Source organism: Alteromonas halophila, from assembly GCF_014651815.1.
GTDB classification, from domain to species: Bacteria; Pseudomonadota; Gammaproteobacteria; order Enterobacterales; family Alteromonadaceae; genus Alteromonas; species Alteromonas halophila.
The window spans coordinates 774,939-792,072 of the sequence record NZ_BMXP01000001.1; the positions used below are offsets into that span (position 1 = coordinate 774,939).

Sequence of the window (17,134 nt, forward strand, 5' to 3'; positions counted from 1 at the left end):
CGGGTTCGAGTCCCGTCCGCTCCGCCATTTAGCAAATTCCTGCTGCTAAATACTAATGCCCAGCCGGGCAACATATAAATACCTTTCAACGTCTGAATTCTGGCCCTGATGTGTTGGCGATATGCGTCGAACACGCTACCATGCGCACACGCAAAAAATACAATATGTCAGAGTGCTCATGCAGGATGTACTGGTCGTTAAGGACCTTTCAAAGACCTACCACGATGGCGAGAACGATACAGATGTTCTTGTTGATGTTTCATTTTCCGTAAGTGCCGGTCAGCAGGTTGCTGTGCTGGGCAGCTCGGGCTCAGGAAAAAGCACATTACTGCACTTGCTGGGCGGCCTCGATTCTCCCTCTGGCGGGGATGTCTGGTTTAAAAATCAACGCTTAAGTGAGATGTCGTCAAGTCAGCTTGCGACGCTGCGTAACCGCGACATGGGCTTTATCTATCAGTTTCACCATCTGCTGGCAGAATTCAGCGCGCTTGAGAATGTCGCCATGCCACTGATGATTGGTGGCGCGTCCTCGTCCGATGCCAGGGCAAAGGCAAAGGCATTGTTAGACCAGGTGGGGTTATCGCACCGTTTAACGCATTTACCCTCAGCGTTGTCTGGCGGCGAGCGGCAGCGTGTGGCTATTGCCCGGGCACTGGTTACGCAGCCCTCTTTGGTACTGGCCGATGAGCCAACCGGCAACCTGGATCATCAGACCGGTGAAGAAGTCTATGCCATGCTTACCCAACTGAGTCAGCAGCACGGCACAACGTTTATAGTCGTAACGCATGACCGTTCGCTTGCCGCCCGCATGGACCGTACGCTGACCATTCAGAACGGGCACCTTACCGATACCGCGAAGGAACACATCACGTGAAACTTGCATGGCAACTGGCGCGGCGATTCAGACGGACCCGCCAGAGCGGCTTTTTGTCGTTTATCTCGTTTTCGTCAACGGCGGGCATTGCGCTGGGCTGTTTTGTTCTGATTGTGCTGCTGAGCGTGATGAATGGTTTTGAGCGGGAGCTTACTCAGCGTATTCTGACATTTATTCCTCACGGAGAGCTCTACAGCGTAGATAACTCTGGTATCGAGCAGTGGCAGGACGCACAGCAACAACTTAAGGCCGATCCGCGCGTCAAAGACGTTCACCCTTACACCAAAGTGACCGGCATGCTGCAGTTTCGTGGCGATCTGAAAGCCGTGGAGTTAACCGGTGTGGATAAGACCTCGGCCAAATCGCTGGCGCTGGTCGAGCACATTAGCGACCGTGACTGGTCGGCCTTTGCCAGCCAGCCGGACGGGGTATTACTGGGGCGCGGTGTGATGGAAAAGCTTGGGGCGTCGCGCGGCGATGCCGTGCAGATCCTGATACCGGTGATAACCGGCGATTTATCCTTTAAAGCGCCACATACCGTGACACTGCGTGTTGCAGGTGAAATAACTGTTGGCGGTGAGCTGGATAATTCTGTTGGCGTAATGCATCTGGCGAAAGCATCAGGTGAGTCAGGTATTATTTCAGGCGCACAGGGACTGCGTCTTACTCTGCATGATCCCTTCAGTGCGCCGCAAACCCTGCGTGATATTGGCTACGCATTTCCGCAACCGGTATATATGTCTGACTGGACACGTACACAGGGGCATTTATATCAGGATATTCAGCTGGTAAGAGTGGTGGTGTACATCGCGCTGACGCTGGTTATCGCTGTGGCCTGTTTCAATATTGTGTCATCGCTGGTGATGGCAGTACGGGAAAAACAAAGTGCCATTGCCATACTCAAAACCATGGGCGCACAGGATAGCCTTATTCGCCAGGCATTTATGCTGCAGGGCATGATCAACGGCGTGACCGGAATTGTCATTGGCACCAGTGGCGCATTGTTAATAGCGCCAAACCTGTCGGCCATTGTGGCTACCATTGAAGCATGGCTGGGCGTGACGCTGTTATCCGGAGATATCTACTTTATCAACTTCCTGCCATCGCAGCTTGAAGCGCTTGATGTGGTTTTAACGGTAGTGATTGCCTTTATACTGAGTGTACTGGCAACTTTGTATCCGGCGCAGCGGGCAGTACGTATTGAGCCTGCCAGGGCGCTAAATTAACTTAAGGGCACGGGTGCGGCAGGCTGAGACGCGTCCGGCCACAGATGGCGTAACTGCTGATTAAAACGTGAAATATCCCCACTGCTGTAGAAGCGGGCTGTGCCGGCGTTTACTAATGTGTTGAGCTGCATTGTCTGCGTCAGGCGATGCTGCACCTGCTTGGCCACCGCAGGCTCGGTGCGCACGATGGTAACGTCTGGCCCGGCAATGTCGGCGATAAGGTCGGCGATAAAATTATAATGTGTGCAGCCAAGCACCAGCGTGTCAGCCCCCTGGTCGAAGAGTGGCTGAATATAGCGGGTAAGCATTTCACGCATGGGCAGCCCGTCCAGCTCCAGTGTTTCTATCTGGGGAACCAGTTGCGGACAAGGTTGCAGGATCACCTTTGCCTGTCCGGCAAAGCGCTGGCGTAAACTGTCGAAGGCTGGTGTAAGCAGAGTACGCGGGGTGGCAAGCACGCCCACTACACCCGTTTTACTGGCCAGAACCGCCGGTTTGACACCAGGCTCAACGCCGAAAACCGGCAACGGACAGTCTGCCCGCAGCCTGCCAATTGCCGCCGTAGTTGCCGTATTGCACGCCACCACAATGGCTTTCACCTGACAGGACAGCAAGTGCTGGGTAATGGCTTGCATACGCTGGTAAATATACGTATCGGTTTTATCGCCATAGGGCGCATGGCCGCTGTCGGCAACATAAATAAGCGATTCACTGGGCAGCAATTCACGGATTGCCCGGGCCACCGACAAACCGCCGATACCCGAATCAAAAATGCCGATCGGCTGAGAATTCGTCATAACCTACCCATTACAATTTCAGGGCGGCAAAAATAGCATATTTTAATTCTGTTTTTTTAGCTAACGCTAAAAATTTGCTAGTACAGCGAAAGACATCACTGCGGCGAACGACGTAACACGTCATTGCGTCGAACGCCGCAATCCACCTGGTTCCGTTACACCGGTAAACGCTATAACACGTTAATAACAACATGTGGGAGGCCCCGGCCTGCGCCGGGGTGATGATAGATTCAATAGGCGTGATTCAATACCGGCTGTCAGGCATTTTTGTCAAAATGCTCAAAGTCGACGTCTTCTTCTGACTCACCGGCACTGGGGTTATTAAAGACATCCTCATCCAGTTCCCCTTCGCTTTTGGCAATCACCAGCGACACCATGCAGTCACCGGTAATATTAACGGCCGTGCGGGTCATATCCAGCAGGCGATCTACACCAATAATAAGCGCAATGCCTTCTACCGGCAGGTTCACCTGCTGCAGCACCATGGCCAGCATGATAAGACCAACCCCCGGCACACCAGCGGTGCCCACAGAGGCGAGGGTAGCTGTCAGCACCACCATCAGGTAGTCGCCCAGGGTTAAATCGACGGCATACACCTGTGCGATAAATACGGTGGCCACGCCCTGCATAATCGCGGTGCCATCCATGTTAATGGTGGCGCCTAATGGCAGGGTGAATGATGATACAGAATTACCCACACCCAGCTTATTACGTGCTGTTTCCATGGTGACAGGCAGCGTTGCACTGCTGCTGGATGTGGAGAAGGCAAACAGCGCTGCGTCACGCATCTTTTTAAACAGCGTAACCGGGCTTAATCCCGTCAGTGTTTTAAGCAAAACGGAGTAGGTCAACAAGCCGTGCAGTAGCAGCACAATCACGACCAGGAAGAAGTATTTGGCGAGACTGAAGATAGTGTCGGCACCAATGGTCGCGAATAGTTTTGCCATCAGCACAAATACACCATAGGGCGCCAGGTTCATAATGATGGTAACCAGACGCATGATGACGGTATTAATATCTTCAAAGAAGTCGCTGAGCCGCTTACCGGCGTCCCCGGTCATTGCCATGGCAATGCCGAATAATACGGCAAATACGATGATCTGCAGCATATTGCCTTCGGCCATCGAGTTGATGGGGTTAGAAGGGAACATGTTTACAATCACCTCAGAAAGACTGGGTGGCGTTTCTGCTTCGAAAGCGTTTTCAGTACTTAAATCCAGTCCTTCGCCGGGCGAAACCAGCAAACCCAGACTCATGGCCAGCGATATGGCTATGGCCGTTGTGACAACATACATGCCGACTGATTTTGCACCTAGCCGGCCCAGCTTACTGGGCTCAGACAATGTACTGGTGCCACAGATGAGCGAGACAAACACCAGCGGCACCACCAGCATCTTCAGGCTGGCAATAAAAATCTGGCCAATAGTTGAAAATATACCTTCTATGAGAACAGCATACGTGGAAACCTCGAAACCAAATATCGAAAAGGTTAAATCTCCGCTATCATCAAATAGCAATTGGAGCAACGCACCAATAATGATTCCGGCAACCATGCCGATAAAAATTCTGGTGGTTAGACTATATTTATGTGCAGATTGTGACATGAATATTCCCTGAGCCTGTTTTTATTATTTATAGCCGGGGTAGTGTGCCAGATTCTTGTTTTTTTTAAACGTTAAACGTCCTATTTGTTAACAAAAAGAGGTTCAGGATTGATTATGCGTGGATTGGTAAAGACGCTGACGCTGTTTGGCGCAATCATGCTGTTAGTAGCCTGCGGCGGCGGAGGCTCGGTGTCACGGGATGATACCGGAGGTGATAATGACGGTGGAAACGATGACCCGGCTGTTTCTGTCACACTGCAAATGGAAGATAATGACGGCAATACAGACCGCAACCTGAGCATCGACAACCCGCTGTTCATTGTGGCCACGGTAACCGACGAAAGTGGCGACCCGGTAACTGACACACTGGTAAGTTTCACGATCAGTGAGCCGACTCTGGCGGAGTTTACTAACGATACAGGTACAGCCAGAACTAACGACGAGGGCATTGCGCGCCTGGGGATCACGGTTGGCAGTTCCGCCGGTGATGGCCAGATTACCGCCACGCTGCCCGGTGGCGAGACCGGCAGTACCACATTCACGTCAACAGGCAGCGGAAGCGGTGGGATCCAGCCTTCTACTCTGCAGCTGTATGCCAGCTCTGTTCAGCTGCCCTCGAGTGGTTCAGATCAAGTTGAGCTTATCGCCGTGGTGAAAAACGCGCAAAGCGTGCTTATGGAAGGGGTCGAAGTGAGCTTTTCTGCCAACAATAATGCCGGAGTCGAGCTGCAGCTCAACCAGCCCGTAACCGCGGCCGATGGCACCGCGCGGGCCATCCTGACCACCCAGAATAACGCCGCCAACCGCACGGTTACCGTCACAGCGCAAACCGGTACCCTGACGCAGTCGGTTAACGTCAATGTGTTCGGCACAGAAGTGACGATCAACGGCACCAGCTCGGTTATTCTGAACGACAGTGTGCAATACACGCTGCGGGTGCAGGACTCAGACGGTGTGGCGATCCCTAATCAGGAAATTGCGTTAAGCGCTGCCAATGGGAGTCTGGCTTCGTCGACTGTGGTAACTGGCGCAGATGGTCAGGCAAACGTAACCTACACGGCCACAACGGCGGGTGCAGATACTATCACTGCGTCGGCACTAAACGCTGAGGCCAGTTTCTCACTGACCGTGCAGCAGGATGAATTCAGCTTTACGACGGCACCGACAGATGAAGTACCGCTTAACCAGGATACTGAAGTGGCCGTAACCTGGAACCAGAATGGCAACCCGCTGGTCAACGGCGACGTCACCTTTTCTACCTCGCGCGGCGAGATTGTGGGCAGTGCCAGTACCTCCACTGACAGCAATGGCCGGGCCGCCTTTACATTGCGTTCTGACAATGCCGGTCTGGCAGCCATCACGGCCACAGGCTACGACAGCAATGGCAACGAAGTGGTTACCGCACGGCTTGATATTGAGTTTATCGCAACGGTGCCGGATACCATTATTGCGGATGCCACGCCGGATTTGATTGGTCCTGACGGCCAGACCAGTACCATTACTGCCATTGTGCGTGATGACGATGGCAACCTGGTTAAAAATGCTGTGGTGACCTTTAATGTTAATGACACCAGCACGGGCTCGATTTCGCCTTCGCAGTCAACCACTGACAGCAACGGTGTCGCCTCAACTGTGTTTACCTCTGGCGCAGTCACCAGTCAGGATGCGGTGGTCATTACGGCAGCAATCTCCGGCAACCCGGCCATCAGTGATGATGTCTTACTCACAGTCGGTAATCGGGCGTTTGATATATCGATAGGAACCGGAAATATTATCAACTCGCCAGACAATGCGACCTATATGAAAGAGTTTGCGGTCTTTGTTACAGATTCTGTAGGTAATCCGATCCGTGGGGTGGATCTCACAGCTTCAGTAACCCCGGTCAAGTTTGCTAACGGTGGGGTTTATTTCGAAGGAGGCTGGAGCTGGAACGGTGAGGTATGGCAGCCAGCATATACTTCGATCTGTAGCAATGAAGACAAAAACGCCAATGGAATTCTGGATCCAGGTGAAGATAACAATGGTGACAATGAGCTGTCGCCAGGCATTGTCGGTACTATCAGTTTCGCGGGTGATGCCGTGACGGATGATAACGGTCAGGCTGTTGTTGAAGTCCGCTATCCGCGTGCCTATGCGGCGTTTTACAACTCGGTTATAAAGGTTTTCGCTCAATCTACGGGCAGCGAAGCCAGCGCCTCCATCAATTATACCTATGCTGCGGCAGCGGATGATTTGGAGGACGAAGCATCACCGCCGCCATCAAGTCCGTTTAACAACCCTCCAAGGGCCTGTGAACCACCTGTCGCTGATTAAGCAGATGGTTTGATGGCAAATGTAAAAAAGCCCGGTAGATTACCGGGCTTTTGTGTTTAATTTAACTCCAGCTTTCTTAATCCTGCTGGAACGGGTAAACAGAGCCCAGCTTAAGTAACTGTGTGAGTTCATCAAGTGCTGTGCGCGACTCAGTCAGCAGTTGTGGATCGCGCAGTGCGTCTTCGGTTAACTCGTCACGGTAGTGTTTGTCCACCCAGGCGTTGAGCCTGGCAAACTGCGCATCATTAATCAGTGTGTTGGGGTTCACCGCCTTTACTTCCTGCTCTGCCAGTGCCACACGCAAGCGCAGACACGCGGGGCCACCGCCGTTTCGCATGCTTTGCTTAACATCAAAGTAGTTGACAGACTTGATAGGCGTTGACTGCGTAACCAGCTTATCCAGATAGGTGCTGACAGCAGTATTGTCGCGGCACTCAGTCGGCGCAATGATGGTCATATTGCCATCTGGCAATGTCACGATCTGGGTGTTGAACAGATAGGTGGTGACTGCGTCCTGAATCGATACATCGCTGGTTTTTACTTCTACAAAATGCAGGTCACCGTCGCCGAACTTGGCGCGAATTTCATCCAGCGCACGTTGTTTCTCGTGAAAGGCCTGCTCATGGAAAAACAGGACGTTCTGGTTGCCAACGGCGATAACATCGTTATGAAACACGCCCTGATCAATGACATCCGGGTTTTGCTGAATGTAAACGACACCGTCGTCATCAAGACCGTGCAGGCGGGCGATAGCCTGACTGGCTTCCAGGGTCTGACGGGCAGGGTACCTGGTTGGCTGCGGCTTGCTGCTGTCAAACGCATGGCGACCGTACACAAACAGCTCCAGACCCGCATGCCCGTAATCACTGCACAGACGGGTATGGTTTGCAGCACCTTCATCACCAAAGTGTTCGTTATCCGGCAGGTGGGTGTGGTGAGCAAAATACTTGTCATCAGCAAACGTCGACTTGAGGATGCGGCCTGTTACTTCTGGTTCCAGCGAACGGTGGAACTTGTTAGTCAGGTTGGCCGGTGTAAAGTGGACGCGGCCATCGGCAGTATCGGCACTCGGTGATACCGTCGCGGCGTTGGCTGTCCACATGCTTGACGCTGAACAACACGCCAAAAAGACTTCTCTGGACTGCTTCGCGGCACGCTCAAGCACAGTGGCATCTGAGCCGGTAAAACCGAGACGGCGAAGTGTTGCGATGTCCGGGCGCTCCTGCGGTGCCAGTACGCCCTGTACCAGACCCATATCTGCAAGGGCCTTCATTTTTGAGAGCCCCTGCTTGGCGGCCTGCTTCGGGCTGCTGATTGCATTGGCGTTATTCAAAGAGGCAACGTTACCGAACGATAACCCGGCATAATTGTGGGTTGGCCCGACCAGGCCATCAAAATTTACTTCGACTTGCTTCATAGTGTCCCTCTGTCAGTTATACGGCGGACAGACATGTCTGAATAACACTGAAAGCGCAAAATCCGCTTCACAAATGGCAAAAATTCAGGCACTTTGCCCCACGCAGACGGTGTGGAATGAGCGGCATTATACGGGTTTTATGTGGCTTGCCAATCGCGGCGGTTAAAAAGTGAACAGGTTTCGTGCAGCAAAAAGGCAAGTGAGAGAATAACTATTAAGAAGATCTTGTTTTCCATTCACTTTGTAGATATATGTTAAAAAAGCATGGGCGCTGCACAGCCGCTATTTCACCGCCCCTTCACTCACGCGTTGGCTAATTTAGTCCTTAAAAATCAATAGGTTTAGTTCAATTTTATGGCAAAATCACTGGTCATAGTCGAGTCGCCAGCTAAAGCGAAAACGATAAATAAATATTTGGGTAAAGATTTTATCGTAAAAAGTTCGGTAGGGCATGTTCGTGACCTGCCGACCAAAGCGTTAGGTAATGTAGAGCCCAAGAAAAGTGCAAAAGAATTAAAAAGCTACAGCGACGACGAGCGCGAAGCCTACCTGCGCAAACATGAGTATAAAAAGCTGGTTGACCGGATGGGCGTGGATCCGGAACAGAACTGGAAAGCGCACTATCAGGTATTGCAGGGCAAAGAAAAAGTCGTTAACGAACTTAAAAAGCTGGCCAAAGACGCGGACACCGTCTATCTCGCGACGGATTTGGACAGAGAAGGAGAAGCGATTGCCTGGCACTTAAAAGAGCTGCTGGGCGACAAAAATCGCACCTATCAGCGCGTAGTGTTCAACGAGATCACCAAAAATGCGATACAGGAAGCCTTTTCGGCGCCTGGTGATGTGAACGTGGATCGGGTTAATGCGCAACAGGCAAGACGGTTCCTGGACCGGGTAGTGGGCTTTATGGTCTCGCCCTTACTGTGGAAAAAAATTGCCCGCGGCCTGTCGGCCGGCCGTGTGCAGTCTGTTGCCGTGCGACTGGTGGTGGAGCGCGAGCGCGAGATCAAAGCGTTTGTCCCGGAAGAGTTCTGGGATGTGCATGCTGATCTCAACAGTCAGCAGGACGATAAATTGCGCATGCTGGTGGCTAAGCACAGCGGCAAAAGCTTTAAACCAAAGAACAAGCAGCAAACCGATGCCGCACTGGCGGACCTGAAAGCCGCCAGTTACGTGGTTGAAAGCCGCGAGTCCAAACCGACGCAAAGCCGTCCGTCAGCCCCGTTTATCACCTCGACCCTGCAACAGGCGGCCAGTACGCGGCTTGGGTTTGGTGTTAAGAAAACCATGATGATGGCGCAGCGTTTGTATGAGGCCGGGTACATCACGTACATGCGTACCGATTCAACCAACCTCAGTAAAGAGGCTCTGGACAGCTGTCGTGACTATATTGGTGACAACTTCGGCAACAAGTATCTGCCGGACGCGCCGAACCGTTATGGCAGCAAAGAAGGCGCTCAGGAGGCCCACGAAGCCATCAGGCCATCGAATGTGGTGATTAAGTCTGACAGCCTGTCTGATATGGAAAGAGACGCTCAGCGGCTGTATGAGCTCATCTGGCGCCAGTTTGTGGCCTGCCAGATGACGCCTGCCAAATACGATGCCACTACCATTCGTGTGGCAGCCGGTGATTATGAGTTAACTGCCAAAGGGCGCGTGCTGCGTTTTGACGGCTGGACCCGTGTGCAGCCACAACTGCGTAAGAAGGGCGAAGAAGACCTGCTGCTGCCGGATGTGAAGCAGGGCGATGTTCTTGACCTTAAAGCGCTGGATCCAAAGCAACACTTTACCAAGCCTGTGGCGCGCTACAATGAAGCGTCGCTGGTGAAAGAACTGGAAAAACGCGGTATTGGCCGTCCGTCGACGTATGCGAGTATCATCTCCACAATCCAGGATCGTGGCTATGTGCGACTGGAAAACAAACGCTTCTATGCCGAAAAAATGGGTGAAATTGTCAACGATCGTCTGATGGAAAACTTCGATGATCTGATGAATTATGACTTCACCGCTAACATGGAACAGCAGCTCGACGATATTGCCGAAGGGAATAAGGACTGGAAAGACGTACTGAATCTTTTCTATTCCGACTTTTATCAAAAGCTGATAAACGCTGAGAAAGAGCCTGACAACGGCGGCATGCGCCTGAATCAGGCAGTCCCCTCGGGTATTGAATGCGACAAATGCGGGCGGGAAATGAACGTACGTGTCGCGAGTACCGGTGTATTTTTAGGCTGCTCCGGCTACAACCTGCCGCCGAAAGAACGCTGCACTAACACTATCAACCTGGTACCCGGTGATGAAGTAGTGAAGGTGGATGACGAAGAGGAGATGGAGACCGAAGCGCTGCGTGCCAAAAAGCGCTGCGATATCTGCGGTACGGCCATGGACAGCTACCTGGTGGATGAGACCCGTAAACTGCACGTCTGTGGTAATACTCCGACCTGTCAGGGGACCAAAATTGAAACCGGCACGTTCAAAATTAAAGGCTATGACGGCCCGGTTATTGAGTGTGATAAATGCGGCAGCGACATGGAGCTGCGTAACGGGCGCTTTGGCAAGTACTTCGCCTGTACCAGTGATGAGTGTAAGAACACCCGTAAGCTGTTAAGAAACGGTGAGCCGGCGCCACCAAAAGAAGATCCGGTTGACCTGCCGGAACTGGAGTGTGAAAAATCCGATGCCCATTTTGTTCTGCGGGACGGGGCCTCCGGTATTTTCCTGGCGGCGCATAATTTTCCTAAGTCTCGTGAGACCCGAGCGCCGAAAGTCGCCGAACTTGCGCGCTTCAGGGATAGAATTTCGCCGAAATTTCATTATCTAGCCGATGCGCCGCAGGAAGATCCTGATGGCAACCTGACGGTTGTTCGCTACAGCCGTAAAACCAAGCAACAGTATGTATTAGCCGAAAACAAAGACGGTAAATCAACCGGCTGGTCGGCCTGGTATAACAATGGCAAGTGGGAAGCTCAAACGGCGCGTAAAACCACGGCAAAGAAAACCACAAAGAGTAAAGCAAAGAGTAAGTAATATGGCATCGCTACAGGACCAACTTCTTAAATCGGGGCTGGCTGATAAGTCCACGGCCCGCCAGGCCCGGGCTGACAAGCGTAAAAAACAAAAGCTTAAAAATAAGCAAAAGCAGGTTGTGGTGAATGAGGCTACGGTTGCTGCACAGGACGCTGCGGAAAAGAAAAAGGCCCGGGATCGCGAGCTGAATGAGCAGCGTCAGCAGGAACTGGTCAAACGCTCGATAGCCGCTCAGGTACGCCAGCTTATCGATATGAATAAGCAGGCTAAAGGCAAGGGCGACACGCCACTTAACTTTACTCATGACAACGTCATCAAACGTATGTATGTCAGTGACGAAGTGCATAAGCTGGTGACACAGGGGCGACTGGCTGTGGTCGCTTATGATGAGGGCTATGAGCTGGTGCCCATGCCCGTTGCCGATAAAATTGCCGAGCGTGATGATTCCAGCGTTATCCACCGCGCAGATGACACGGCGGCGGCACCTTCATCGGAAGAAGAGGATGACTGGTATGCAGATTATCAAATACCGGATGATTTGACCTGGTAACAGCTCTCTATGCAGCTTAAAAACGCGCCAGCAAGGCGCGTTTTTTTTACCTTAGATACACTGGCTGTTACGTGTGAATGCGCTGATGCCGGATTTACAGTATCTGATCTTTAAGATGGCTGTACTGGGTATCTATCTGTACATTCGTCATGAGGACAGCTATGAAAACGTTATTCGTCGCGCCGTTAGTGGCGCTCAGTGCAACAGCGATGGCGCAGAGCGTCGATGTTACAATGAAAGATGCCAGGTCAGGCGATGCCGTCGGTACAATTTCGGTGACGGAGTCTGAGTACGGGCTGGTATTCACCCCTGAATTAAAGAGTCTGACGCCAGGCGGGCATGGTTTCCATGTACATGAGAATCCGTCCTGCGACAGCAAAATGAAAGACGGGAAGTCTGTGCCAGCCGGGGCTGCAGGCAGCCATTACGATCCACACGACATCGGGCAGCATGGCTACCCATGGGCCAAAGACAGCCACCTGGGCGATTTACCCTTGTTGTATGTCGCTGACGATGGCACGGCATCGCATCCTGTACTTGGGCCGCGCCTTTCCATGTCAGACATCGAAGGGCGGGCTCTGATGATCCACGCCGGTGGTGATAATTACGCAGATACGCCCGAGAAACTCGGTGGTGGCGGCGCACGCGTGCTGTGTGGGGTAATTGACCATGATGCCCACTAGATAGATTGCACGGATGCGCGGTGAAAAAATAACGCTGCGTATTCCGCGCACTTATTCAATATCGCTGCCCACGCCGCCTTTAAGTAAACTCATATTTTTTATCAGCAGCGGTATAATTCCGAGCGTTGCCGTGGCAATGCTGATGATGGTGTTAAGCGAGCTGCCACTTGAATAAACAAACACGACTAACAGCACCAGTAATAACGCGAAGATAGGAATGCGCAGTACACTCCATGCTCCGTTGCTGGAGTCGTCGATCCACTGATTAATAACCCGCTCATTTTCGGCCGTAAGAATAAATTGCCGGAAGCTTTCATTGAGCAAATGCCAGCCTTTATCACGGTATAAGTAGCAGCGCCTGACCAGGTGCTCGATGATTTCTGCACTGGCCGGATTGACACTGGCGCCATGGGCCACTTTCCACAGAATCAGTTTTTCTCTGGTCGTACACTCCTCCCACTTGCGACGGTAAAGCGGACCGGCATGCACCTGCATAAACTCAACAATTTGTTCAGGCTGCCAACGGGTAAAGTCGATGTCATTTTTTCCCATGCCGGAGGAATCAGTCTGTGATGTCTGAAATTGTTTCGCAAACTGTCTGAACCTGGTTTCCAGCGCATGTAATTCCGGCCATCCATTACACTCATGCTTCAGTACTGTCTCAGGGTCAAACGGGTTACTTACACAGCGTTTAAACGCGGGTGACCAGGCGTAGTGTTTGTCAAATTCAGAGAACAGTTTACTCCACGCGGACTTCTCATCGATACCAGGGTCGGGATGTTGCGCATGGGTCTCGTAGGATGACGGGTTCAGTAGTCTGTAGAGTGGCGAGGTTTCTGCGACGATAACCAGCACAATACGCGGTTCAGTGTGCAGTTCATACAACAGCGAAAGTGCGCGCGTGCGTTTTTCTGCATCCAGACAAACCTGATCCACTGATGAAAATGCAACGACCATGGTGGTGAGTGGGTTGTTGCGTAATGCATTGTCCAGATCACTGAGAAAGATAAATTCACTGTTGCGGGTAACCCCTGAGTAGCGCTCTTCAAGGCATTCCGGTAACCGGTGGATCGCCTCTTTGTACAGACCGCAATTTCGTTGCCTGATTTCTGGTTCAGCTTCCAGTCGGGTCGCATTCAGAATAAGCTGCGAGCGTTCGCTTAAAAGGCACTGGGCAAAATCAAGCTCAGGGAACGTCTGCTCAATCGAAAGATGCTTATTCTGTTTCTCGCCCGAACTGTTATCTATTGGGTACTGGTCAAGCAGATGCTCACCAAGCAACCGTCTGACGATCATTTGTCGGGTGAGTGCATAGATTGCCAGTGGCAACAGTGTTATCAGGATGAGAACAATCACACCGTTGACCGATGACAGCGCATTGATCATCACAATATCTGCCCGGTAATAAAAATCGGCGGCCTCGACGTGATGACTGTCGGCTTCGCTTAACGCGCGCCGCGTTTTCGCAGCGTAGGTCAGGTGGCTGACGAAATCTGTATTACTGGAGGTAAGACTAAAGAGCGTGTCGAAAAACAGATCAGACTGATAAGGCACTGACTGTGGGTTATCTAAAAAGATCCAGCTCTTGCAGTGATTGGGCGCGCTATTATCTGCGCCGGACGGAGCCGGACAATGTTCATAATCTGCAAAACGTGATACCAGGCCAGTGGGCAGCGAATGTTTTACCAGCGCTTTGATTGTCGGTTTTTGCTTCTCAAGTTGATGGCAGGGAAGCCGGTACGGGGTCTTTTCACAATACTCACCGAAGGCAGCGTCAACGTAGGTGGTATACGCTTCAAACTTCTCATGGTTGGTATGAGTAAGGTGGTCCTGTTCAAAGTTGGCCTGCCGGTGCAGCAGGTAACTATGTGCACCGTGAGAAATGATTATAGCGGGCACGGCCGCGACGACATAGATAAGGCCAGCTATAAACCAGACATAGCCAATCGTAAAGCGCGAAGCCTCCCGGCGAAGCGGCGGGATGTCATCCCGTTTAGCGTTTTTAATCGGCCACATACGGTATACGAGATTAAGCAGTTGTCGCCAGCGGTGCGGCTCAATCAACGTAATGACCAGCAGCATAAACAGAATGAGCCCCCCTGCGACTGAAAAGCTATAATTTAAATCAATAAAAGGGGACAACGCCTGATGCCCAATAAATACAACAGCTGTGAGAAGAGATAATAAAAAAAGACCAGAAAATACCGTAAATGGCCGCCTTGCCCAATTACACTCCCGCAACTGAGCAGAAAAAAGCTGGGAGAAGAATATCCCTGTTACAGCCACGATCATTAGCCACAGGGTAAGTTGCGCAGTCAGGGTCTGAACTAGTCCCATCTGGAATGTAATATAGTATCCCGTGCCAAACAAAAGAGCTGCCAGATACCCGTATCTTTTTGCGTGACCAGCATCGAAGTACAGGGTTTTACGCCAGAAGCGCTGACTGATTGCGTACCTGAGTAATAAAAATCCGGGAATGATGATCAGCATAAACAGAAAGACGGCAATAAAGACCATGATCATATTGTTGGTCTGCAGTTCTTCGGGATTATAAAAAACGACTAACTGCCAGGGGATAGGAGGTGCGTTGTGTGCTTGTCCCTTCTCGTTCAGTGGCCCAATAGCAATATTGTGGGAATCGCCTTTGTATAATATTTCCATGGTCACCGGCGATATGCCGTTGGTATGCCTGCTGGCGACCATCAGTTCCGGGTTGTAATTGGCTTCAGCAAACAGGTTTTCAATTAAGCTCAGGCTGTCGTCGCTGTGAAAAATCACATCACCGGCACGGTTAACAATGGCAAAACCAAAATGGTTCGGCAGCACACGATCGACAAGGCTTTCAAAACGGGTCGAAGCCACCACATACGCCGCGTCCTTGTGTCCCTGCTTCAGGGGTAAGGACACCACCGTATTTCTGCGACCATCTTCGATATTGAAGATGCGCTCCAGATAAAATTCGGAAAGCTGAGGATAGGGCCGCCAGAAATTGTCATTGATGGCATTTCGAACATATGCACGGTGTGAAATATCCAGGTATCTGGACAGGTTGAAAATGTCAGCGGCAATATAGATAGGCAGTTGCGTGGATACGTTACCGGCACTATCCAGGAAAAATACGTTTTCAATAAAGTTCGGTTTGTTAAATGGTGAGTCGGTCAATCCCGAGCGGCTGAGGGTCAGCGCTTCACACTGAATGTTTGTATAGAAGGTAGAGTAGTCGGCTCTGGTTGTGCAGACGTCGTTTGGTGGTGCAGTCAACAGGTGCTCCCACCGATGGATCTGTTGGGTTGGCACCCGACGCAACAAAGTGCGTAACTCAGCATTAAAATCACGGGTAATGGTCTGGTGAAGGTGCCTTAGCTGCTGATTTTTCACTGATTTTATATAGTCAAAAAACAGCTGCTGGTTAAGCCCGATAGTAACAATTCCCACTGCCAGCAGCACACCCAGCACAATCTGGCTTTTGTCGCTTTGCTGAATTGCATACGTGGTACTGACGAAGCGCAGCTTTATCAGAGGGATAACAGCCACCAGTAGCAATAAGCCAAGAATTAGCCACATCAGTAACTGTGGCGAGAGCCTGAGCTTTTGCTCAGTAATCACATTTTTTTCAATCAGGCCAACCAGATAGTAATGGGTTTGATCTGTGGTCAGGCCGTCACTGATAATCGGGTGAACATAAAGCCGGTAGCTGTTGTCGCTGAGTGTGATGTCGCTGTATCCGGTTCCGTGAACTGCCGGTTCAGAAGCGTGCTCGGGATGCAAATTCAGGATCTGTTTGATGTGGATCTCGGCTTCATTGGTAAATGAAGCGGCATGCTCTTGTTCTGCCAGCAGATTCTCGTGGGTCACCATCGACTGCACGTTTCCGTCAGGATCGACAAGCGCAACAGTCTGAAAGCGATTAACACGCTGCATCAGTGAGTGTTTGATACTGGCTCTCAACTGAACAGACAGCAACAGTTTCTGGTCTGGGTAATAGCGCTGACTGGTGATTTCGGCGGTATCGTACTGTGGCAGACGAAAGGTAAAGGCTTTTTGCCGATCTGTTTTCCAGTATTCTGTGGTGCGTACCGAAAAATCTGTCAACTCAATATTCTGCAAGTCATCTGAATCGTTGAGCTTTTGTACAACCAAATCTATAGCTTTGTGATAATTCTGCTGACATTCTGGTGTGACGAGCAGTTCAGCTTTCCCTTTGTTGTTTTCTTCCTTTTCTTTAGTGTTCTCTTTTTTATTTGTACAAATACCGTCTATGTTAAGGTTGTTCCAGTTATCCGGCAAAAAATACCCGGTGGTTTTGTCAATCTTTTCAAGACTGCGCCGTACAGTATCCTCAACCTGTTTCAGCTCACGGAATAACAGGCTGTTCAGGGTGTCCTCGTTGTGGCCCATTTTCAGGTAATAGATTAGCCCGGATATACCGGTCCCCAGGATCAGTACCAGCGTCAGAAAGAGTAATTTAGAAAGGTTACGCTTAAACGGTGTCATGTGCGTCCTGCCAGAGCAACGTTAGATCCTATCGATAACGAACTGCAGTAACCGCCAAACGTTTTACAAGTTAGTTGTTGGTTTTATTTAAGGAAGGTGCAAATAAGTCGGTTATCACTCAGCGGTCCCTGAAGTGCGGAGTCGCAAGA

10 protein-coding genes and 1 tRNA gene (1 of these 11 running past the window's edge) are annotated in these 17,134 nt (G+C 51.2%); 7 read left to right on the forward strand and 4 right to left on the reverse strand.

The features are described 5' to 3' along the window. The 3 genes from IE054_RS03540 to IE054_RS03550 all read left to right on the forward strand — a co-directional run. A tRNA-Asp gene (locus IE054_RS03540) sits at nucleotides 1-27 on the forward strand; it begins 130 nt to the left of the window's first position. 151 nt (nucleotides 28-178) lie between these two features. Next, complete coding sequence (gene lolD / locus IE054_RS03545; RefSeq protein ID WP_189403798.1) at nucleotides 179-874, forward strand: lipoprotein-releasing ABC transporter ATP-binding protein LolD; 696 nt, start codon at nucleotides 179-181, stop codon at nucleotides 872-874. Then, nucleotides 871-2,100, forward strand: coding sequence for a lipoprotein-releasing ABC transporter permease subunit (locus tag IE054_RS03550; protein WP_189403675.1), 1,230 nt, complete (start codon nucleotides 871-873; stop codon nucleotides 2,098-2,100). Before lolD ends, IE054_RS03550 begins: the two co-directional genes overlap by 4 nt. On the opposite strand, the gene murI is transcribed toward IE054_RS03550, so the two are convergent. After that, the gene (murI, locus tag IE054_RS03555; RefSeq protein ID WP_189403676.1) at nucleotides 2,097-2,897 is read right to left on the reverse strand and encodes a glutamate racemase; all 801 of its coding nucleotides are present in this window, start codon (nucleotides 2,895-2,897) and stop codon (nucleotides 2,097-2,099) included. The two genes, IE054_RS03550 and murI, sit on opposite strands and share 4 nt — an antisense overlap. Nucleotides 2,898-3,154: 257 nt before the next feature. Further along, nucleotides 3,155-4,501, reverse strand: coding sequence for a dicarboxylate/amino acid:cation symporter (locus IE054_RS03560; RefSeq protein WP_189403677.1), 1,347 nt, complete (start codon nucleotides 4,499-4,501; stop codon nucleotides 3,155-3,157). Nucleotides 4,502-4,615: 114 nt separating this feature from the next. Between IE054_RS03560 and IE054_RS03565 the strand changes: the two genes are divergently transcribed. After that, nucleotides 4,616-6,814, forward strand: a complete 2,199-nt coding sequence (locus IE054_RS03565; protein WP_189403678.1) for an Ig-like domain-containing protein — start codon at nucleotides 4,616-4,618, stop codon at nucleotides 6,812-6,814. A 76-nt stretch (nucleotides 6,815-6,890) separates the two neighbouring features. Here IE054_RS03565 and astB read toward each other — a convergent pair whose 3' ends face one another. Further along, on the reverse strand, nucleotides 6,891-8,231 hold the full coding sequence (astB, locus tag IE054_RS03570) for an N-succinylarginine dihydrolase (protein ID WP_189403679.1): 1,341 nt from the start codon (nucleotides 8,229-8,231) through the stop codon (nucleotides 6,891-6,893). A gap of 354 nt (nucleotides 8,232-8,585) precedes the next feature. Here astB and topA point away from each other — a divergent pair, with 354 nt between their 5' ends. The 3 genes from topA to sodC all read left to right on the forward strand — a co-directional run bounded on the left by topA (nucleotide 8,586) and on the right by sodC (nucleotide 12,491). Then, complete coding sequence (topA, locus tag IE054_RS03575; RefSeq protein ID WP_189403680.1) at nucleotides 8,586-11,258, forward strand: type I DNA topoisomerase; 2,673 nt, start codon at nucleotides 8,586-8,588, stop codon at nucleotides 11,256-11,258. Between the two features lies 1 nt (nucleotide 11,259). Then, complete coding sequence (locus IE054_RS03580) at nucleotides 11,260-11,808, forward strand: DUF2058 domain-containing protein (RefSeq protein WP_189403681.1); 549 nt, start codon at nucleotides 11,260-11,262, stop codon at nucleotides 11,806-11,808. A gap of 161 nt (nucleotides 11,809-11,969) precedes the next feature. Continuing rightward, complete coding sequence (sodC, locus tag IE054_RS03585; RefSeq protein WP_189403682.1) at nucleotides 11,970-12,491, forward strand: superoxide dismutase family protein; 522 nt, start codon at nucleotides 11,970-11,972, stop codon at nucleotides 12,489-12,491. 51 nt (nucleotides 12,492-12,542) lie between these two features. Here the strand turns inward: sodC and IE054_RS03590 are convergent, their stop codons facing one another. Then, nucleotides 12,543-16,985 carry a hypothetical protein gene (locus IE054_RS03590; RefSeq protein ID WP_189403683.1) on the reverse strand — a complete coding sequence of 1,481 codons (4,443 nt, stop codon included), beginning with the start codon at nucleotides 16,983-16,985 and terminating at the stop codon, nucleotides 12,543-12,545. Nucleotides 16,986-17,134: the final 149 nt, after the last annotated feature.